The organism is Bacillus cereus group sp. BfR-BA-01453 (assembly GCF_022662915.1).
Classification (GTDB): Bacteria; Bacillota; Bacilli; order Bacillales; family Bacillaceae_G; genus Bacillus_A; species Bacillus_A paranthracis.
This window is the reverse complement of the sequence record NZ_JAKUEN010000008.1, coordinates 152,029-171,948: the sequence shown is the minus strand read 5'-3', so window position 1 is coordinate 171,948 and position 19,920 is coordinate 152,029. Positions and strand designations below refer to the sequence as shown.

The window sequence follows — 19,920 nt, the reverse complement described above, 5'->3', positions numbered from 1 at the left end:
TTACGCTTTTCCTTTTATTTATAATAATTAAAAATTCGTCCAGATGCGATATCTGCAATTTCTTCTGGAATAAATGTTTTACTTATATCAGTACCGACATTTAATACGGCTGTAGCATCTTTCTCAATGCTACTAAATAATTCTTTCCCACGTATCGTAATAAGGGGTGTTCCTTCTGGCAACACGTCTTTTACAAATTCCATTTGTGTAAAGAACGGAACGATCCATCTACCCTCTCCTTGGAAATGACGCAAACGAAGTATCCCTTCTGTTGCCCCTTCCTCTGCTTCTAGTGAGCCAGCAACATAAAACTCAGTAGATAAGAGCAATTCATAAAATTCCTTTTGCTTTTGTTTGTCATCCCCTGCTACAACAAGTACTTCTTCTATTCTCTTTACCGGAATTTGCTCCATATGATGCCACCCCTATTTTCAAAATAATTGTACTTAAATTATACGAAATATTCTTATTTTTTTCTACATGATTCGCAATTATTTTCTTAAAATAATTTCAATACTTCTTTTGTCGTCATAATTGTAGCAAACTCTTCATGTAAATTTACAAGTGTCATATTATGAATATCTTCTGCACTATACTCTTTACCATCTAGACCATTACGGTTAAAAGTAGCCGTCGCATCACTCACTAAATATGTTTTAAATCCTAAATTCCCTGCCATTCGTGTCGTAGTCTCCACACAATGATTTGTCGTTAATCCTACAATCACTACTGCATTACATTTGTTCTCTCTTAATTGCTCTTCTAAATTTGTCCCAATGAATGCGCTATTAACAGATTTTTGAATAACCACTTCACCTGGTAGTGGTTGCAACTCTTCTTTAAAGTTGACTGTTTCCGCTCCCTCATAAAACATCGACTGATCATTTTCTTTATTTACATGTTGAATATGAAAAACTGGTCGTTTCCTTTTTCTCCATTCTGCTAACAAAATTCTCATATTTTCTTCAGCAAAAAGATTATTTCTCTCACCCCAGTATGGTAATTGAAACGCCTTTTGTACATCAATTATAATAAGTGCTATTTGATTATTCATCATTTTCTCCTTCTTTCGGCTGCAATTGAAACAGAAAACCCAATTGTTGTGACGCAGTAATAAAACAAATATAAGCGCAAAGCTCTACAATTTCTTTTTCCGTCCAGTATTGTTTCAACACACGAAACATATTGTCATCTATCGCTTGTTTATCATGAACAAACGTATGTGCAAAAGTAACGGCTACACTTATTTCCTCTACTTTTTGCATATCATCAGGCCTTCCCTTTGCCATACAGTACGGACATTCATTCCCGTAAGCTAATGTTCTTCTTACTTGCTCCTTCAACTCTGCCGAGAGAGTTCCTTTACTATACAATGTATTCTCTACCATACTCCATGAATGTAATAACTCTGGATTATGCCCTAATAACTTTTGAAACTTTGTATTTCCCACATTTGATAATGAAATTCTCTCCATCATTTCCCCTCCTATTTCCTTCTATTTTATTGTAAAATAAATAAAGTTCTCTTTACATTTCATATGAATCTTAATTTATATTTTTCCTTTACAAAAATTATCATTTTACTGGAGGTATATTTACAAATGCAACTAGACCGTGTTGATCGAAAAATTTTAAATGAATTATATAATGATAGTCGCCTTTCCATGCGTGAATTGGCGAAACGAGTAAACTTATCTGCTCCGTCTACTGCAGAACGTGTTCGTAAACTCGAAAGTGAAGGCGTGATCCAAAAATACACAATCGATATCGATTATAAAAAAGCAGGACTTGTTTTAGACTGTATTTTAGAAATCACTTTAAAAAACGGTGATACAACACGTATGCAACAGTTTATTCAGTCCTATCCATCTGCAAGTTTTTGTTACCGCGTAACAGGAAGCTTATGCTACATTGTAAAAATTTCTGTTCCTTCACTCGTTGAACTTGAAGAATTTATTAATGATGTTTCTTCATATGCAACGACTGTTTCTCATATCGTATTATCAGAAATATCTCTTACTCCTGATATTGAACATATCTTTCCAGAAGATTAATTAATTTTTATTCATAAAATATATAAAAACCCCTTACAATAAGAATAAAAATAATATATTATGTATTAAAATACATATAGTTCGAGAAAGGGGCTTTACATTGAAAATCTGGTTTTATGAAAAAACGGCACAATTAGATGACTTGCTTGGCATTTGGGACAATGTTCCGACTATCCCTCGAATTGGTGAAAAAGTTGAGATTTTAAAAGCAGTCCGCACTGTTACAGATATTAAATATGTAAAGAACGGCAATAATTTTCGTGTGGAAATTATCACAAAGTAAAAAGTAGCTCACAAGGAGCTACTTTTTACTTATCTATCATGCGCTTTCTTTATAACGATTTTATCGTCTTCTACAGATACTGTTACATAATCATTTTCTTCTAACCCGAGCTTATTTACAGCCTCATCTGGTAGCTCTACAGCCATCAATCTATCTGTTACAATCACTTGACTATACACTTCATTTTCTTGTGATGCACTCACTACTTTTTCCTCATTTATGAAGCGCACTGGTGGCACACCCACTTCTTTTACCGTACGCCATTGTTTCCAAACGTAAGGAATTAACCAAAGTAATCCAACAACTGTAAGACCGATACCGATCCATACATTACTTTGCGCTTGTAATTCAGGAATTGAAATTGCGCTACTCTCTTCTCCGCCAACAAATTGCATACTTGTTGCAATGAAATTATTTAAAGCGTGTACAGCGATATTCGTCCATATATTTTGTGTCTTTATGTATAAAAGACACATAACAACACCAAACATGAACGCACCAATAACGTCAAAATGTCCTAAGCCAAAAATAATGGAAGATATAATGACAGCTTTTTTAATCCCCCATTTATAAGCCATTCGCTGTAAAAAGAAACCTCTAAAAATAACCTCTTCCATAATAGGTGCTAATACACATGCTGAAATGAAAGTAAATATCGTCATATATATGTTACTCGTATTAATAACAGTTCCGTCTTCTAACATAGTAACTAAGAAATTCGGTAACGTATGTGCTAATATGTAAAATTGAATATGAGATATACCAACGGAAAAAATCATTCCCATTATCGTTGCTAATACAATTAATCCCCACGGTAAACGTCCTGGTTTATCAAAAAAACTATTGAATACAACATTATTTTTATTTGTTTTTACGTATAACCAAAATAACGGAAATACAAAAAATAAAGTTATTTGTGAAATAACCTCCATCGTATTCTCAGAAACATTGGCTAGACTTAATGGGATCATCGTAAGGAACAATCCTATAATCATCCATCCAAAAAAGCTGCGTAGTCTTATACGTGAAAATGCATAGTGCACATAGAACACCTCCAAAGATAGTAAAAATAAATGGTGTGATAACTAAATTTTAATATAAATATAGTTGAAATTCTTCCTATTTTTCTCAAATTATTTCGAACGACATATATAGTAATTTTTTTCTTTCCTTTGAAATCTATGAAAAAGTTATGTAATAAAAATCCCCGTTTTTACAAGCGGGGATTTCTTTTATTATAATACGTCACGTTTTTGGAATAATGCACTTGATGCTACAAGTAATACAACAAAGTATACAGCTACAAGTAATAAGGAAGTTGTAAATGTAAACTCTGTAAATGTAGGTTCCGCTCCGCCGCTTACTAATTTATTGCTATCGTACACACTTAAATTTAAATGGAAAAACACTACAAACTTCGCTACACCTTTTGCAAACATCATTAACATCATATTAATTGCTCCTTGTAAGAAGAAGAGGAACATCGTAATAATTAATGGTAAGACAGACTTTCTAAATACGTTCGCTAAGAAAAATGCAAGTGTCGCAAAGAAGAGCGGTGAAAGTACTTGATATACAGTAGATTTCATTACGATTCCTAACGTTAATTCTGTTTTACTACCATCCATTACGATTCCGCCGATAATCATTGAAATGATCATGTTAGCAAATATGATAAATACTATAGTAAGTAATACTGTAATATATTTAGAGAATAAAACTGTCATTCGTTTTCTTGGACGGATTAATAGCTGCTTAATTGTACCTTTTTGAAACTCATCCGTAATCATACGAGAAGCAATCGTAATTCCAAAAATTGTTGCAAACAAAGTAATTAAACCAATCTCTGAACTTGCAAAATCTAAATAGGATCCTTTAAATTCAGTTCCGTCTCCCCATTTCAGCATCGCTAAAACTCCCAAAATCTCCAATACTGCAATAACACCAATTAAAATATACATACCTTTTTTCGCATGCAACTTTAAAAATTCATTTTGAATTAATTTCAACATTACGCTTTCACTCCCCCTGTAATCGCTAAGAACTCGTCCTCTAACGTTTTATTTTGAACAGTAACTCCGTATACAAGCACATCGTCATTCACAAGTTTCTTTACAAGTTGTGGAATTTCTTCTTTCGTTACAGATACTACAATGACATTTCCTTGCGCCTTACCTTGAACGATTTCATTTGCTTTCTGTACTTGATCTACTTCAAACGCTACAACTACTGTCTCATCATGTTTTGCTTGTTCATGTAAGTTGTACTCTTGTACAAACTCACCTTGCTTAATAATAACGACGCGATCACACATGAGTTCAATTTCACTTAATAAGTGACTTGATACGATTACAGCAATATTCTCTTCTTTCGCTAAACGTTGTAAATAATCACGAATTTGACGAATACCAGCTGGATCTAATCCATTTGTCGGTTCATCTAAAATTAAAATTTTCGGCTGATGAAGTAATGCCTGTGCAATTCCTAAACGCTGTTTCATACCAAGTGAATATGTTTTCACCTTTTTATGAATCGCATGCTCTAGTTCAACAAGCTTTACAATCTCAGCAATGCGCTCTTTACTAATTGGTGTAATGGCCATGTTCGCAAAATGCTTTAAGTTTTGCATTCCTGTCATATAATCATATAGTTCAGGATTTTCTACAATTGCTCCAATTTGCTCTAGTGCCTTTTCACGCTCCGTGCGAATACTATGACCACAAATTGTAATATCGCCCTCTGTCATTGAAATAAGACCTGTCATCATACGAATTGTCGTCGTTTTACCACTACCATTCGGTCCAAGGAACCCGTACACTTCCCCTTCGCGAACTTCAAATGATAAACCGCGAATAATTTCCGTTCCACCAATCCTTTTTCGAACATTCTCCAACTTTACTACTACGTTTCCCAATGCCGATTCCTCCTTTAGACTTCTAGTTTTTTATCGATTATGCGACCTGTTATATAAACAAGTAGAATAAATATTCCTATGGAAAAACTAAGGCTATATAAATTCATAAGACTTTCTGGATATAGTATGAGATTTATATCTGTTGACTGATCTATATAAACTAATTTTTTGATAAAGGCAGATGTAGGTGCCAATCCGCCTAACATTTCATATATCATATTGATTACTTTCGTCAATAGTAAAAATAAGAAGAAAATAATTACATACTTCATTTTTTTCTTTTTCAAAGAAAATACTTTCACACCAGCTACTGTAAAAAGTAAAACTAACAATATACTTGATAAATTAAATACATATAACACACTACTAAATAATTGTTTTACTATATCTATCTCAATTGTACTTTCCGTAAATAACATTCCATAGAGTTCTGTACCTTTTATTACTTTCATCGAAATACTATAGACAAATATAGCACCTATTACTTCAAAACACATGAAGCTAATTGCCGCATATGACAATATTGCTAAAACAATTTTTTTACCAGATATCGGCGTTAATCGAAATAATGTACTTTCGGTCATTTTCCCAAACGCAGATATCGCCTGCAGAAATACTAATACTGCAAAAATCATATAAACTAAGAATACTAAAGCAATAATAATCATTTGCCTTACTTCTCCTGATTCTTGTTTAATATAATTCCCCATACTTACAAAAGCGACAGCTACAATAAATATGAATGACAATAACGAAATAAAAATTTGTTTTTTATTCGCATTGTACATATATATTAAACTGGCCTTCATCTACTAAACACCTCCTTAAACAAATCCGTAACAGCTTTTCCTCGTTGGAAGCGTAACTCCTCTACATTTTCATGAAGTACACTTTCACCATCTTTTAAAAAGATTACTTCGTCAAAAATATTTTCAACTTCATTTATTAAATGAGTCGAGATTAGGATTGTACAATCTTCTCTATAAAATTGTAGAATAAGTTCCAGTACGTGTTCCCTAGAAATGAGATCAATCCCGCCCAACGGTTCATCTAGTACGTATAACTTCGCTTTCCTCGAAAATGTTAAAATGATTTGTAGCTTTTCAACCATCCCTTTTGATAAAGCTGTAATTTTTTCTTCTAACGGTATTTTAAACTCCGCAACCGTATCTACCGCTTTTTGAATGTCGAAGTCTTTATAAAAATCGCGGTAGAAAAATATAGAATCTTTTACTGTCATCCAATCATCAAATACTGGTTTATCAGACATAAAAGAAACAATTTCTTTCGTTTCTAATCCTACCTTTTTACCAGCGATTGTAATACTACCTTCAGAAGGATGCTGCAGACCAGCAATCATTTTCAATAACGTCGTTTTCCCGCTCCCGTTATCTCCAACAAGCCCAACAATTTTCCCTTCGGTAATCTCTATGTTTAATTCACGAATCACTGCTTTTAATCCGTATCTCTTCCATAAGTTTTCTATTTTTAATAGCTCTGTCATTCGCTCTCCTCCCTTTTCTCATGTAATGAAGAACGAAGAATTGTAAGAATTTCTTCTTCTGAAAAACCTAAATTGTCCATTCCATCTATAAAAGAGTGAAGTAATTCTTTCGCCATCTCTTTTCGCAGCTCCATAATTTTCTCCCCTTCATTCGTTACATATCGTCCCATTCCTCTACGCGTTACAACAACTCCATCTCGTTCTAGCTCTTGAAATGTACGCTGAATCGTATTTGGATTTACTTGTAATTCACTCGCTAATTCACGTACAGAAGGAATTTTATCACCAGGCAATAAATGTCCTGTTACGATTTCTTTTTTTATGTATTCCATTACCTGAATGTAAATTGGTGTATTTGGAGAAAACACTATTTTCATTTCTTCCCTCCTTTTGTATCGGTGTACTAGTTAAATAATACACCGATACAAAAGGATTGTAAATACCCATTTACTTACAAAAAAATTCTATCCGTTAGCTAGATAGAATTTTTCAAACAGAAATCGTTATAAGAAAATAATAGTGTTATGTAAACAAAACCATAAAGAAAAGCTGTCTTATCAATGAATAAGACAGCTTTTCTTTATGATCATATATTAAAAATTAAACACGAAGTCATCATCAGATAACTTTTCAACGTTCGTTGCTTTTACGTAACCATTTCCTTTTACAGAGAAGAAATCATGGTTTTTCGTATCTGTACGTAAACCATTTAAAACGATTGGGTTAATTTCTTCCTCTTCAAACTTCGGCTCAAGTCCTAAGTTCATAAGTCCTTTATTCGCATTGTAACGAACGAAACGATTTACATCTTCTACAAGACCGATAGAAGTGTAAATTTCTTCTGTGTATGCCATTTCGATTTCATATAGTTCCATTAATAACTCTTGCGTTTCTTTTTGCACTTCTTGTTGATCTTCTGCAGAAAGTTCCGCGAAGATTTGTTGTGCTAAAATACCGACGAATACGCCGTGAATTGACTCATCACGAATTATTAAGTTAATAATCTCACCACTTGCTGTTAGTTTTCCTTGACCAGCTAAGTAAAGCGGATAGAAGAATCCACTATAGAATAAGTAACTTTCTAAGAACACACTTGCTACCATTGCCATGTATAACTCTTTTTTCGTCACTTCAGGTTTTAATAAACGACGATAGTAACTCGTAATAATACCAGCCTTTTTCTCAAGTAACGGATGAGTATCTACCCAGTCAAAAATCTCATCGATTTCTTCTTCAGTAGCTAATGTTGTAAAGATATGACTGTAACTCTTCGCATGTACTTCTTCCATTGCACCCATGAAAGCTAATACACTCTTCGCTTGTAAATTTTCAAGATGAACAAGTACAAGTGGCATCCCTTCGCCGCCTTGTTTCGTATCTAAAAGTGTTAAACCACCTAATACACGCTTATAAGCAATTTGCTCTTCTTTTGATAATTGCACCCAAGTATTTTTGTCAGAAGACACCGCGATTTCTTCTTCTGTCCAAAACTGAGCGATGTTTTGCTTCCAAAACATTAAACTAAAATCATCTTCTTTTTTGTTCCAGTTTACCGCACGCATTCAATCGCCCCTTCTCTAAATAAACATGAAAAATTGATAACTGAGCATGAGCAGGGTTCAGAAAACCCTGCTCATCATGTCTTAATTTTTATATTAAACAGTACAAGCCACACACTCTTCCACGCTTAATTTACGTGTTCTCGTATAATACAGACTCTTTAAGCCTTTTTTATGTGCATAGATGTAGTAACGTGCTAATTCACGTGTTGAAATATCACTATTAACGTAAAGAATTGTACTAATCCCTTGGTCAATATGTTCTTGAATTTCTGCGATTAAATCAATTAATTTAAACTGATTCATATCGTAAGAAGATTTATAGTACCAGAACGTATCTTTTGATAAATACGGCATTGGATAATATGTTGTCGCATTCGCATACGTTCTTGATTCGATTTGACTTACGATCGGCATTACGCTTGAAGTTGCATTTTGAACGTAACTGATTGATTGTGTCGGAGCAATTGCAAGACGATATGAGTTGTATAAACCATTCTTCTGCACTTGCTCTTTTAAACTTGTCCAATCTTCTTTTGTCGGAATATGAATTCCTTCAAATAGTTGCTGAACTTTTTCAGTTACTGGACTATAATCTGTCGTTTCATACTTTTCAAAGTATGTCCCATTCGCATAATCAGATTTATCGAAGTCTTTAAATGTTTCGCCTTTTTCTTTAGCGATTTCCATACTTTTCTCAATAGAGTAGTAATTTAACATCATAAAGAATGTACGAGCGAACTCTTTCGCTTCTGCACTTTCATAAGCGATTTTATTTTTTGCTAAATATCCGTGTAAGTTCATTGCGCCAAGCCCAACTGAATGAAGCTCATCATTTGCTTTTTTCACAGTTGGTGCATTCGGAATGATCGTCATATCAGAAACAGCTGTTAAAGCTTCCATTCCCGCATGAACTGCTTCACGAATTTCTTTATTTTCCATTACATTTACGATATTTAACGATCCTAAGTTACAGTTAATATCACGACGGATAATGTCATCTGTACCGTAATCATTTATTTCAGAAGTTTCTTGTAGCTGGAAGATTTCTGTCTCGAATGTTCAACCGAGTTCGCTATTCCTCAGTCCGTTGCTCATGCAACTGCTGTATGTCACCATACAGGACAGACTATATCATCACCTACAGCATTACCTGATTAGGTGCTCCGCTTTTCGAACGCCAATCGCTTGCGCTCTACTCCCATAAGGGATAGTCGTTAGGCTTTTACTTATCTTAATCTTTCAGAAAGTCTCTTATAACTAGGATGTTTCTCACTATCTAAACGTCTTATCACAGTAGGGGATGATATACCTAAGGAACTAGCTGCCTCTTTAATGCTCTCATATACTATCCCATCAACACTTAGCCTACAGGTAGGATTATTAGACTGTTTTTGAATATTGTTTTTCTCCTTAATCCTTAGCCACTCTGGAAAGTTATCACTATTCAACCGATAGTTCACAGTAGTTATTCCTAAATTTAATACTTTAGCCGCCTCTGTTTGACTTTTATAATAAACTCCTTCAACAATAACAGCTCTAGAATTTGCTTGTTTTACTGCTTCTATCATTTTGTTAGTCTTAGCTTTCCCATATTGATGATTTCCTTTTCCACTCATCTGCGTTCTTCTTATTTCACGTATTTCCTCTTTACGAGGATTGTTTGTGAAAATATCTCCGCCAATTGCAGTGAGTTTCACATTATAGAATTCTTGAGAGTTTACAGCATCAAACTTTAGGATATATTCTTCCTCTAGACTGTTTAATTCTTCTTCAGAAAAAGCGTCTACCAGTATGTGCTTTTCAAAATTTTCTCTCCCATACTTTCGGATAGCTCTTTGAAGGTATAATCCAGATCCTAGATATTCACACCAATTATTTTGTCTTTTATAAATACATTTCCCAATGTATTTCATCCCATTTAACTTATTTACTGTCATATAGATAAAACCATAAGAGACTTTCTGATTCATTTTACTTCGCCATCCTCTGTACTTTAATTCCCAAAATACATTTTACAGAAAGTGACTCATTCTAAGATAAGATTTAGCACGGTAGGTTACCTCAAATTTGAGGCTTTCCCCGTTTAACGGAGTTTTCGACTAGCATTTCTACTAGAAGGTGCTACATATTTAACACAAGTTCGACATCTTCACAGTTCCAATATCCTTCAATGGATGTTGGTTATTTGCATTTGATTTAAACATTAAGTACGGATAACCAGACTCAAGCTGAATCATAGCAATTTTAATAAGCATATCACGCGCACTAATATCTAGCGGCTTCTTCTTCACTTTTGGATTGCTCATTAATTCATCGTACATTTCATCGATATCAATGTCATCTAAATGCTTTCCGTATTCTTTATACACCGTATAAGGCGCGAAAACATGGAAAGGTTCGTTTTTCTCAGCAAGCTCAAAGAACTTACTTGGAACGATAATTCCGATTGATAGAGACTGAATACGGCTCTTCTCATCGGCATTTATTTTTTTCGTATCAAGGAATTCAATAATATCCCAATGGAAAATGTTTAAATATACTGCGCCGGCACCTTTTCGTTGGCCAAGCTGATTCGCATATGAAAACGAATCTTCAAGTAATTTCATAACAGGTACTACACCACTTGCAGCGTTGTCGATACCTTTAATTTGCTCACCGCGTGCGCGTAGCTTAGATAAGTTTAAAGCTACTCCTCCGCCGATTTTTGATAATTGCATTGCAGTATTAATGTTAAAGCCGATTGAATTTAAGCTATCATCCATCTCTAACAAGAAACAAGACACCATTTCTCCTCTTCTGCTTCTTCCCGCATTTAAAAAGGTTGGTGTCGCTGGTTGGTAGTTTTGTTTGACAATCATGCTTGCGAATTGTTTTGCCTTCGCAACATCACCGCGTCCTAAGTATAATGACACAATTGCTACACGATCTTCATAGCTTTCTAAGTATTGTTTTTGATCATTTGTTTTTAACGCATAATCTTTGTAGAACTTAGATGCTGCCATATAAGATTGGAACTCGAAGTTTTCACCATAAGCGATGTTATATACCTCTTCTACTTCCTCCAAGTTATACTCGTCCAGAACGTTGTAATAGTAATCATGTTCTTTCATATACTCCATTCGCTCTGCCACGCTATTAAAATGAACGGTATTCTCTCTAGCTTCTTCCATAAAGACTTCTAATGCCTCTTTATCTTTATGAAGCTGATAAAAACCGTCCTGCATTTGCGTGATTTCATTATTCAGTTCAATGTGTCGCAATCTCCCGCACCCTTTCCTTAAAATATTCTACATCGTTATTTGTTCCTGATAACTCAAATTTTGATACAATAGGCACTTCATATTTAGCAGAAATTTTGTCAGCACTTGCACCGAACATGTCTCCCCAGTTACGATTGCCGCTTGCAGATACGCCTTTTAATTTTTCATTATTGCGCTCTAAAAATTCTAAAACACGTTCTGGTACATTGCCAAAACCTGTTGTATACGTAATTAAAATAAAATCTTCATCTATTACTAGATCTTCACCAATTTGAACGGCCGGCATATTTAATTTGTGGATGAAACGCTTCACGTTTCCTGTCATAGAATCATATGCAACTAACATTTCCGACCCTCCCTTTTCAATCTATACTCTCTGTATGTTGTTTCTTGATTTCTCTATATATTGTATTACGTTTCAAAATAAGACACAAGATATATGTATAAATTCTTTCTTTTTTTAACTTTTACTTTTCGACAAGACCGTCGATTTTTTTCAATACAATGACTATGAAACAACATTCTAAAACTCATGTCAATAAAGTGCTTTTCAAAAAAGTTGTCAACGAATTTAACCTTATTTTTAAAAAAGTTAACAATATATTTTGTCATAAAACGGCAAATGCTGGAGGAATATATTTCTCCAGCATCACGCAAAAAAGAACAGACATGAAACGATAATCTGTTCTAAAAAACGATTACATTTATCAACTTTACTTTATTAAATATTATACATATACTTTCGATTCGCGTTACATACTAAAAGATAACTATTATAGAAAAAGATTATTATTATGGAAATTCAAGTTATTTATGAAAAGATTATGCAGAGTACTCAATACGCAAAATATCTTTTACAAATATATGATGTGGATTTTCATCTTTATCAATCATTGTACATACAGGAGCTTCTTCATCAAAGTACACAATCATTCCTTCAACGTACTGACATGTATGTTGAACTTGTACAGTTACTTTAATTTCTACAGCCTCTTCATATGCTCTTTTTATTTTCTGAAGCATTTTTGTCGAACACTTTCGTTTCTCTGGATACATGACCATCCCCATAAATCGATTTCCGGCTCTATCTTTCCACATATAATCCCAATGCGGTAATATGCCTTGTTTAAAATCACCCATAAGTCTCCTCCCTATATTCTTTTAGTTACGAACGTGGCGTTTCTGAATATGTATAAATGACCTGTCCGCCGCGCTGTGCGTTACCAATGAAATGTTTAAAGTCTTCTCGATTTACTAAAACTTCTCTGAACGTATAAAATACATCTTTTGTAACAACATACTCCTTTATTTCACCATTTTTCAGCTGATCCAAAATTGTATTTGCTAATTCTTTATCCATGTATTTCACCTCTATGCAATATTTTATTTTATCTTATATTCTATAGGTCAACAACTGTAAAATTATCCAGATGCTATACCTTCATTTCATTTTCATTATTTTTCAAAAGATATCTCTTTAGTATATGTCCACTAAATATCATATACTAACATAGCTACTTCTCTATATCAAACATTTCGACATTCCATTATGCAAAGTTTCACACCGCTATGCTACAATATATGAATAGAACTAGGAGGGATACTATGATTCGGAAAGCAAAAAAGACAGATGCGAAACTGGTAGCACCTTTATTGTATAACGCTCTGCACGAAATTGCTGAAAAAATCACAGGTAGCACAGTTGAGACAGAAGTATTACTAGGACTTGAAACATGGTTCTCAAAAGAGAAAAATCGACTGAGCTATGAAAACTGTTTTGTATATGAGCAAGACGGGGATGCAGTTGGAGTTATTGTCGCTTATCACGGTAGTGAAGCAACAATGCTTGATGCACCAATCGTACATCACTTAAGAGAATTACATAAAGATGAATCGATTACGTTAGAAAAAGAAGCTGAACTTGATGAATATTACATTGATACTTTATCAGTTTCAAGTGCACATGGCGGAAAAGGAATTGGTTCTAAATTAATTGAAGCTGCTGAAATCCATGCAACTGAAAAGGAGCATGACAAAATCGCATTACTTGTTAATTTAGAAAACAAACGTGCCTATTCACTATACGAAAAACTAGGTTATAAAAAAGATCAGATCGTTATGCTTGTAGGCGAACCTTATGCACATCTCGTAAAACGATTGAACATCAAAATTTCTATATCTTAAAAAAAGCACACGATTTATATAAATCGTGTGCTTTTATGTTAAATTCGTATTTAATACATTTCCATTCATCGCCTCATGAAACGTATATGTTGTACATCCCCATGGCTCTCTGTGCAAAATAGGAGAACCAGACCATCCCATCGCTCTCAGTTCGGCACCAATCATTCCATTCACATAATTATGACCTACAAGAGCAATACTTCCATGTACGAGAGCGTAATGATGTAATAAGTAGGCCGCTTGTCTTGCCCTCTCTCTTACTTCCTTGTAGGACTCAACATCTTTATGGTAACCAAGTATCCATAATGTTCGTCCGATAAACATCCATACGTTAGGCTTGCATTTTATCCACTTCGGAGCATAAAAGCTCGTGGGAACTGCAGCTTCTCTAAAGAGAGGATTTTGTATAAACGATAAAGAATCCATTAATTCAGCTGCTGACTGTACAGCACACCGTTGATCACTTGATACAATCAATTTTGCTGCCTCAACCGCTTCTCTTGTTTCCATTGGTATAGGTGCTTTTTCTGTTATAGTATGTAAGTCATATCCTTTCATCCATTCATGAAAGGATGTAACCGTCATTGGTTCTATAGTACGATTTAAGCGACCATGACGAATAAAAGAAATCTTCATTCTTTCCACTCTCCATTCATCACTTACGAACTCTATTATGTACTATTTTTACATATCATACCACGCAAAAAAAGAAAGTTATACAACTTTACATATCCCCCCCACTCTCATGTGTGACCCCAGCATGTATCCCATCCATCCCATCAAAATATGTAGTCGTTTCATCATGACGAATCTTTTTTAAATTTATATAAGAAAATACAAATAAAGTTAATACTATAACACTCCCCACAAATTCAAACATCATTTTACCGCCTCTAATTTCTCCCACTTTAGTAGGTTATTGTATATGTTTATTATACCCCTATATAAAGATGTCTGCATTTAAACCTTTCTTTTTTTCTAATAACATGACATTTTTGCATATTTTCTTACAAAAAGTGAATATTTTTCGAATTTTTACTTTGGAAACATTTACAAAGTGGACAATATGGTTCAAAATAAGAGGAAATAAAAAAAACCAAAATTATTCTTTTTTGGGAAAACTGTAACAAGGAGAGTTGCTTATGCAGATCGCAGAAACTGGAGATATCATTGAATTTAAAGGTGGAATGCAAGGCCGTGTTCAAAAAGTAAATCAAAACTCCGTTATTGTAGATATAACAATTATGGAGAATTTTAGAGAACTAGATATGGAACCTCTTACAGTTGTAAGTCATAAAAACTATACTGTCATTAATCAAAATGCATAATATAATAGAAAGAAAGGATCTGTATGTTATACAGATCCTTTCTTTCTATTATATATTAACGATTATCAATTGTTTCTGGATATAAATCATGGTTCATCATGCGGTAGTCAGCCATTTGTTCATACTTCGTTCCTGGGCGACCGTAGTTACAGTAAGGATCAATTGAAATCCCTCCACGTGGTGTGAATTTACCCCATACCTCGATGTAACGTGGATCCATTAATTTAATTAAGTCATTCATAATAACGTTCATACAATCTTCGTGGAAGTCACCATGATTGCGGAAACTAAATAAATATAGTTTTAAAGATTTACTCTCTACCATTCTTTGTTCTGGAATGTAGCTAATATAAATTGTCGCAAAATCTGGTTGGCCTGTTTTCGGACATAAGCTTGTAAATTCAGGACAATTGAATTTTACAAAATAATCACGGTTTGGATGATTATTATCAAAAACCTCTAAAATTTCTGGGCTATATTCAAATAAATATTTTGTATTTTGATTTCCTAATAATGTTACATCTTTTAAATCTTCATCTAATCTTCCTGCCATTTTAAACATCCCTTCTCATTATACTCCGCGTTTATTTCCCCATACTAACGCATGAAGCTGCGGCAATACTTTTGCATTATTCATTTCTTTACGGTTAACCGCTTTTTCAATAAGCCACTCATACTTATCTAATAACTTTTTAATCAACATCGTATCATCCACAGTTTTTGTATCATCATTCCCTACTTGTAAGAAAAATGGTACATCTGGATAACGTTCGTGCATCTTAACTGCATACTCGAAATCATAATCGTCAAATACTACTACCTTTAAACTAATATCTTTTCCTGATAGTTTCTGAATCATAGCATCTAACTTCTGAAAATCAGTTTTCATTGTCGAACTTGGTGGTTTTGGAGAAATCGTTATTTCATCAATTTGAAGTAACCAATCTTGCCATTTACTCCCTTGCGTTTCGATTGCCGTTCGCATTCCATTCTCTTTTAATATAGAAAGGAGAAACTCAATATTTTTCAACAATGCCGGATTTCCACCTGAAATTGTAACATGAGAAAAATTTTCGCCACCAATTTCTACAAGCTCATTCCAAACGTCTTCTGCTGTCATCTGTCTAATTTGATCTTTAGCCGATCCATCCCACGTAAAAGCAGAATCACACCAAGCGCAGCTATAATCACAGCCAGCTGTACGGATAAACATCGTCTTTTGTCCTACAACCATTCCTTCACCTTGAATAGTCGGACCAAATATTTCTAAGACCGGAATTTTACTCATCGAGCATCCACTCCCGTCTTACTTCCGCATAACTAGTTGGCGTCTCAAACAGACGAACAAATTCAACACGAGCTCCTTTATATTCGTTCGCACGATTATCTTTTGTTAACGCCTCTGCCATCTTTTCATAAATCCAAACGACCATATTTTCAGCAGTTGTATTCATCGCTGGTAACGTTTCGTTTAAATAACGATGATCTAAATAAATTTCTATTTCATTCTTCCAAATTTCTTTTATATCTCCAAAGTCAATTGCAAGACCTATTTCATTTACATATCCACTAATCCCAAATACAACTTTATATGTGTGACCATGTAAGTTTTTACATTTCCCTTCATAACAGTGTAAATGGTGTGCTGCATCAAATGTAAATTCCTTGCTGACCATTACTCTTTTATTATGATATTTGAGCTGTTTACGCTGAATATCCTTGTCCATTTTTTGCAAATTTTCTACGATGCGAAATCCAAAGAAATTATCCATTAGTTACTCGCTCCTTCGCGTTCTTTTAGGTACGTATCTAATCCTGCTTTACGAAGTTGACATGCTGGACATTCACCGCAACCATCACCAATGATTCCGTTATAACATGTTAATGTTTTTTCTCGAACAAACTCGAATGCTCCAAGTTCATCTGATAATTTCCATGTTTCCGCTTTATCAATCCACATAAGTGGTGTATGAATTACAAACGGATAATCCATAGATAAATTTAAAGTAACGTTTAACGATTTCACAAACACGTCACGGCAATCTGGATAACCACTAAAATCAGTTTCACATACACCCGTTACAATATGACGTGCTCCAACTTGTTTTGCTAATACAGCAGCAAATGATAAGAACAGTAAATTTCGTCCATCTACAAACGTCGATGGTAATTCACCTTCTTCATGTGTAATCTCCATATCCGTTCTCGTTAACGCATTTGGAGCAAGTTGATTTAATAGACTCATATCTAGTACTGTATGTTTAATTCCTAGCTCTTTTGCAATTTCCGCTGCACAATCAATCTCTAGCTTATGACGTTGATTGTAATTAAACGTTACAGCCTCTACTTCTGCAAACTGCTCTATTGCCCAAAATAAACATGTCGTACTATCTTGTCCTCCACTAAAAACAACAACTGCCTTTTCTTTTTTCATTTCACTCATTCTCCTTCTCTACTACGAATAAGAAGAAAGAACGTTCTTGAACTGTCACAATAAAAAAACAAAACAATACCTAAAGATATTGTTGTTTCCATAGTTTTTTATAGAGGGAGTTCGCGAACCTCTCCCGCGCATTGCACGGAATTCCTTCTTTCATTGACAAAGCTTATTGTAACATATTGTATACTACCAGAAAAAATTTCTGATTTTTCCGCTATTTCTCATTTCATTTCTTTCATTTTATAGTATGATTAATTTAATATAAGAAGAGAGGAGGCATCCCACTGAAATCCTTTATTATTTATCTCTTTCTAAATATATTATTCATCCTTGTTACAATGCTCGTATACCATTTATTTTGGAATCAAAAAGGGAAACGCTCTCCTAAATTAAATTCAGCTATATTTATTGTATTATGCTGCCTCGTTACTATACTATGTATCACTTTCGCAGCAAAAACAAATTATGGATTTCAATTTGATATGCGTCATATCGTATTAGTTGTCGGTACATTAACCGGAGGTCCTATTGCTGGTGGATCAATATTAGTTGTATTAAATATATATCGCTTCTTATTAGGAGGAATAGGTGTTTTCCCATCGCTTATCGGTTCTATCCTTCTATTTATTGTTCTACTATTTACATATAAATTTTTCAATCGAACTTCTAATCGTATAAAAATAACACTCGCTATTATATACAGTCTCACATACGGATTGAGTTGGATACCTTTCTTCCTTTCAAAGGTTACAAATAAGACTGATTATATACCACATATTATTGTGTATGAGTTATGTACGATACTTGGTACGATTCTTATTTTATATTTACTACACATATTACAAACTCAAGTTCGTCTCCAAAACGAACTTATGAATGCTGAAAAATTTCATTTAATTGGCGAAATGGCAGCGTCCATCTCTCATGAGATTCGCAATCCATTAACTTCAACGAAAGGATTTTTGCAACTTTTACAATCAAATACATGCACTGAGGAGGAGCGAAATTTATATATTGACATAGCCATCAACGGAATCGAACAAGCAAATCACGTTCTTACAGATTATTTAACCTTTGCAAAACCAAGTATTGAAAAAGAACAAACATTACAGTTAGAAGAAGAACTACTGCATGCATTATCGTTAATTACACCGCTTGCTAATTTAACAAATGTGCGTACACATTATATAAAGCAAAGTACTTCTTTTTTTATCGCGGGAGAAAAACAAAAACTAAATCAATGTTTGTTAAATATTTTAAAAAACTGCATTGAGGCCATGCCAAAAGGCGGTGATCTTTATTTCACATTAGTTCCTGATCATAAGCATATTCAATTATATATAAAAGATACAGGAGTTGGTATGGATCAAGAACAAGTAAAACGTCTTGGATCCCCTTTCTACTCAACAAAAGAAAAAGGTACTGGTCTTGGAATGATGGTCGTATTCAGCGTTGTTCAAGCTATGAATGGAAAAATTGATATTATAAGCGAAAAAGGTACTGGTACAACTTTCTTATTAACTTTTCCACTCATACAAAAAACGTGATGAAATACTCATCACGTTTTTTCTGTTCCTTCAACTAATTCAGCAAAAGCTTTCACTTTGCCATGTGGTTTTTGATTTTCTTTACGCGCTTTCCATGCGCGCTCTTCTTCTTTCTTTTTCTTGGACATACTTTTCAACTCCTTCTTTTCTTTCTCTCTGTAGTATTCCAAAATAAGAAGAAAAACTATGCACATATGAAAAAGAAGTGGTCTCCCACTTCTTCCTAATTATCGCTGTAAAATTGCGTGTTTCGCTTCTTTTAACTGCGTAAGATGTCTTTGTTCATGCAAATCAAGAAATTGAACCCACTGATACAAATTCAAATCATTAAAAACAGGATGCTTTAACCCATTTTCAAATAGGTCTTTTTCATCTATAACGCTATGAAGCGCATGTAATAGTTCTTGTCGTGAATGTTCTAGTAATTGGATTCCTTGCTGTTTTTTCATTAGCGTTTCTGTTGGTTTCATTTGCTGAGGAGCTTCTCGTTTATGTGTGCGATCCAGCGTAAGTTGGAGGTCTTTAAATGGAGTCATGTTTCTTTCATTTTTTTGTAAGGCATATACAAGGGCAGACGTGACAGATTGTTCAACTAAATGCAAGTGATGCAAAATTTGAATAATACTCCATTTATCACGACGTGGCTTTACATTCACTTCTGTATCATTTAACATTTCAATTTCTGACAATAGCGTGCTTCGGGTAGACTGTAATGAGCTCACCAAACTTTCTAAACTCACATCCATATTAGATTGAAGCATACTTCTTTTCCCCCCTTTTGTTGGTGAAAAGAGGTGCCCCTTATTAGAAACACCTCTTTAGTATTCTGAATTTTCTTTTATTA

Annotated in this window: 27 protein-coding genes, 2 pseudogenes and 1 riboswitch; of the genes and pseudogenes, 5 read left to right on the top strand and 24 right to left on the bottom strand. The window is 34.1% G+C overall.

All coding sequences use genetic code 11. The annotated features are described in order from the left end of the window. Nucleotides 1–14: 14 nt before the first annotated feature. From MR070_RS17550 to MR070_RS17540, 3 genes are all read right to left on the bottom strand, one after another. Entirely contained in the window at nt 15–413 is a 399-nt protein-coding gene (locus tag MR070_RS17550; RefSeq protein WP_000435209.1) for an SseB family protein, read from the bottom strand. A gap of 86 nt (nt 414–499) precedes the next feature. After that, nucleotides 500–1,054 carry a cysteine hydrolase family protein gene (locus MR070_RS17545; RefSeq protein ID WP_001064616.1) on the bottom strand — a complete coding sequence of 185 codons (555 nt, stop codon included), beginning with the start codon at nt 1,052–1,054 and terminating at the stop codon, nt 500–502. Beyond that, the gene (locus tag MR070_RS17540) at nt 1,047–1,475 is read right to left on the bottom strand and encodes a carboxymuconolactone decarboxylase family protein (protein WP_000439766.1); all 429 of its coding nucleotides are present in this window, start codon (nt 1,473–1,475) and stop codon (nt 1,047–1,049) included. Before MR070_RS17540 ends, MR070_RS17545 begins: the two co-directional genes overlap by 8 nt. A gap of 126 nt (nt 1,476–1,601) precedes the next feature. Between MR070_RS17540 and MR070_RS17535 the strand changes: the two genes are divergently transcribed. After that, a complete protein-coding gene (locus MR070_RS17535) occupies nt 1,602–2,054 on the top strand; it encodes an Lrp/AsnC family transcriptional regulator (protein WP_001175495.1) in 453 nt (150 codons plus the stop codon). A gap of 100 nt (nt 2,055–2,154) precedes the next feature. Continuing rightward, nucleotides 2,155–2,337, top strand: coding sequence for a DUF3913 family protein (locus MR070_RS17530; RefSeq protein ID WP_000707103.1), 183 nt, complete (start codon nt 2,155–2,157; stop codon nt 2,335–2,337). A 29-nt stretch (nt 2,338–2,366) separates the two neighbouring features. On the opposite strand, the gene MR070_RS17525 is transcribed toward MR070_RS17530, so the two are convergent. The 13 genes and pseudogenes from MR070_RS17525 to MR070_RS17465 all read right to left on the bottom strand — a co-directional run bounded on the left by MR070_RS17525 (nt 2,367) and on the right by MR070_RS17465 (nt 12,937). Then, nucleotides 2,367–3,380, bottom strand: coding sequence for a CPBP family intramembrane glutamic endopeptidase (locus MR070_RS17525; RefSeq protein WP_000558799.1), 1,014 nt, complete (start codon nt 3,378–3,380; stop codon nt 2,367–2,369). Between the two features lie 192 nt (nt 3,381–3,572). Then, nucleotides 3,573–4,349: an ABC transporter permease gene (locus MR070_RS17520; protein ID WP_000916000.1), complete on the bottom strand. Its 777-nt coding sequence runs from the start codon at nt 4,347–4,349 to the stop codon at nt 3,573–3,575. Continuing rightward, nucleotides 4,349–5,251, bottom strand: a complete 903-nt coding sequence (locus tag MR070_RS17515) for an ABC transporter ATP-binding protein (RefSeq protein WP_000528824.1) — start codon at nt 5,249–5,251, stop codon at nt 4,349–4,351. The genes MR070_RS17520 and MR070_RS17515 overlap by 1 nt, the downstream gene beginning before the upstream one ends. Before the next feature lie 14 nt (nt 5,252–5,265). Then, entirely contained in the window at nt 5,266–6,060 is a 795-nt protein-coding gene (locus MR070_RS17510) for an ABC transporter permease (RefSeq protein ID WP_242261710.1), read from the bottom strand. After that, nucleotides 6,057–6,755 carry an ABC transporter ATP-binding protein gene (locus MR070_RS17505; RefSeq protein ID WP_000137734.1) on the bottom strand — a complete coding sequence of 233 codons (699 nt, stop codon included), beginning with the start codon at nt 6,753–6,755 and terminating at the stop codon, nt 6,057–6,059. Before MR070_RS17505 ends, MR070_RS17510 begins: the two co-directional genes overlap by 4 nt. Beyond that, on the bottom strand, nt 6,752–7,132 hold the full coding sequence (locus MR070_RS17500; protein ID WP_098596736.1) for a GntR family transcriptional regulator: 381 nt from the start codon (nt 7,130–7,132) through the stop codon (nt 6,752–6,754). The genes MR070_RS17505 and MR070_RS17500 overlap by 4 nt, the downstream gene beginning before the upstream one ends. 216 nt (nt 7,133–7,348) lie before the next feature. Then, the gene (gene nrdF, locus MR070_RS17495; RefSeq protein ID WP_001203038.1) at nt 7,349–8,317 is read right to left on the bottom strand and encodes a class 1b ribonucleoside-diphosphate reductase subunit beta; all 969 of its coding nucleotides are present in this window, start codon (nt 8,315–8,317) and stop codon (nt 7,349–7,351) included. Nucleotides 8,318–8,410: 93 nt separating this feature from the next. Then, the gene (locus MR070_RS17490; RefSeq protein WP_074543497.1) at nt 8,411–9,361 is read right to left on the bottom strand and encodes a ribonucleotide reductase large subunit; all 951 of its coding nucleotides are present in this window, start codon (nt 9,359–9,361) and stop codon (nt 8,411–8,413) included. Nucleotides 9,362–9,543: 182 nt separating this feature from the next. Continuing rightward, a pseudogene (locus MR070_RS17485) lies at nt 9,544–10,308 on the bottom strand (NUMOD1 domain-containing DNA-binding protein); the annotation flags it as partial. 141 nt (nt 10,309–10,449) lie between these two features. Further along, nucleotides 10,450–11,577: pseudogene (locus MR070_RS17480) on the bottom strand (ribonucleotide reductase N-terminal alpha domain-containing protein); the annotation flags it as partial. Further along, nucleotides 11,564–11,923, bottom strand: coding sequence for a class Ib ribonucleoside-diphosphate reductase assembly flavoprotein NrdI (nrdI, locus tag MR070_RS17475; protein WP_000959450.1), 360 nt, complete (start codon nt 11,921–11,923; stop codon nt 11,564–11,566). The pseudogene MR070_RS17480 and the gene nrdI, both read right to left, overlap by 14 nt. Before the next feature lie 476 nt (nt 11,924–12,399). Beyond that, nucleotides 12,400–12,717, bottom strand: coding sequence for a hypothetical protein (locus MR070_RS17470; RefSeq protein WP_242261708.1), 318 nt, complete (start codon nt 12,715–12,717; stop codon nt 12,400–12,402). Between the two features lie 25 nt (nt 12,718–12,742). Beyond that, nucleotides 12,743–12,937: a hypothetical protein gene (locus MR070_RS17465; RefSeq protein ID WP_000356683.1), complete on the bottom strand. Its 195-nt coding sequence runs from the start codon at nt 12,935–12,937 to the stop codon at nt 12,743–12,745. A 245-nt stretch (nt 12,938–13,182) separates the two neighbouring features. Between MR070_RS17465 and MR070_RS17460 the strand changes: the two genes are divergently transcribed. Further along, nucleotides 13,183–13,761 (top strand): GNAT family N-acetyltransferase, encoded by a 579-nt coding sequence (locus MR070_RS17460; RefSeq protein WP_242261707.1) that lies wholly within the window; start codon nt 13,183–13,185, stop codon nt 13,759–13,761. Between the two features lie 33 nt (nt 13,762–13,794). On the opposite strand, the gene MR070_RS17455 is transcribed toward MR070_RS17460, so the two are convergent. Then, nucleotides 13,795–14,397, bottom strand: a complete 603-nt coding sequence (locus tag MR070_RS17455; RefSeq protein WP_242261706.1) for a histidine phosphatase family protein — start codon at nt 14,395–14,397, stop codon at nt 13,795–13,797. An 88-nt stretch (nt 14,398–14,485) separates the two neighbouring features. Further along, nucleotides 14,486–14,641 (bottom strand): hypothetical protein, encoded by a 156-nt coding sequence (locus tag MR070_RS17450; protein WP_041184191.1) that lies wholly within the window; start codon nt 14,639–14,641, stop codon nt 14,486–14,488. Nucleotides 14,642–14,903: 262 nt separating this feature from the next. On the opposite strand from MR070_RS17450, the gene MR070_RS17445 reads away from it, so the two are divergent. After that, nucleotides 14,904–15,089, top strand: coding sequence for a YkvS family protein (locus tag MR070_RS17445; protein WP_001165081.1), 186 nt, complete (start codon nt 14,904–14,906; stop codon nt 15,087–15,089). 55 nt (nt 15,090–15,144) lie between these two features. Here the strand turns inward: MR070_RS17445 and queF are convergent, their stop codons facing one another. The 4 genes from queF to queC are packed head-to-tail and all read right to left on the bottom strand — an operon-like array spanning nt 15,145 to nt 17,523. Further along, nucleotides 15,145–15,642 carry a preQ(1) synthase gene (queF, locus tag MR070_RS17440; RefSeq protein WP_000918895.1) on the bottom strand — a complete coding sequence of 166 codons (498 nt, stop codon included), beginning with the start codon at nt 15,640–15,642 and terminating at the stop codon, nt 15,145–15,147. Nucleotides 15,643–15,660: 18 nt separating this feature from the next. After that, nucleotides 15,661–16,377 (bottom strand): 7-carboxy-7-deazaguanine synthase QueE, encoded by a 717-nt coding sequence (gene queE, locus MR070_RS17435; protein WP_000036280.1) that lies wholly within the window; start codon nt 16,375–16,377, stop codon nt 15,661–15,663. Further along, nucleotides 16,370–16,861 (bottom strand): 6-carboxytetrahydropterin synthase QueD, encoded by a 492-nt coding sequence (gene queD, locus MR070_RS17430; RefSeq protein WP_000368412.1) that lies wholly within the window; start codon nt 16,859–16,861, stop codon nt 16,370–16,372. The genes queE and queD overlap by 8 nt, the downstream gene beginning before the upstream one ends. Then, nucleotides 16,861–17,523 carry a 7-cyano-7-deazaguanine synthase QueC gene (gene queC / locus MR070_RS17425; protein ID WP_242261705.1) on the bottom strand — a complete coding sequence of 221 codons (663 nt, stop codon included), beginning with the start codon at nt 17,521–17,523 and terminating at the stop codon, nt 16,861–16,863. The genes queD and queC overlap by 1 nt, the downstream gene beginning before the upstream one ends. A gap of 93 nt (nt 17,524–17,616) precedes the next feature. Next, nucleotides 17,617–17,660: riboswitch (PreQ1 riboswitch) on the bottom strand. Between the two features lie 207 nt (nt 17,661–17,867). Here queC and kinB point away from each other — a divergent pair. Continuing rightward, the gene (gene kinB / locus MR070_RS17420) at nt 17,868–19,076 is read left to right on the top strand and encodes a sporulation sensor histidine kinase KinB (RefSeq protein ID WP_138322279.1); all 1,209 of its coding nucleotides are present in this window, start codon (nt 17,868–17,870) and stop codon (nt 19,074–19,076) included. An 11-nt stretch (nt 19,077–19,087) separates the two neighbouring features. On the opposite strand, the gene MR070_RS17415 is transcribed toward kinB, so the two are convergent. After that, a complete protein-coding gene (locus tag MR070_RS17415) occupies nt 19,088–19,204 on the bottom strand; it encodes a DUF6254 family protein (protein WP_000038254.1) in 117 nt (38 codons plus the stop codon). Nucleotides 19,205–19,303: 99 nt separating this feature from the next. Next, nucleotides 19,304–19,837: a DinB family protein gene (locus MR070_RS17410; RefSeq protein ID WP_044792817.1), complete on the bottom strand. Its 534-nt coding sequence runs from the start codon at nt 19,835–19,837 to the stop codon at nt 19,304–19,306. Nucleotides 19,838–19,920: the final 83 nt, after the last annotated feature.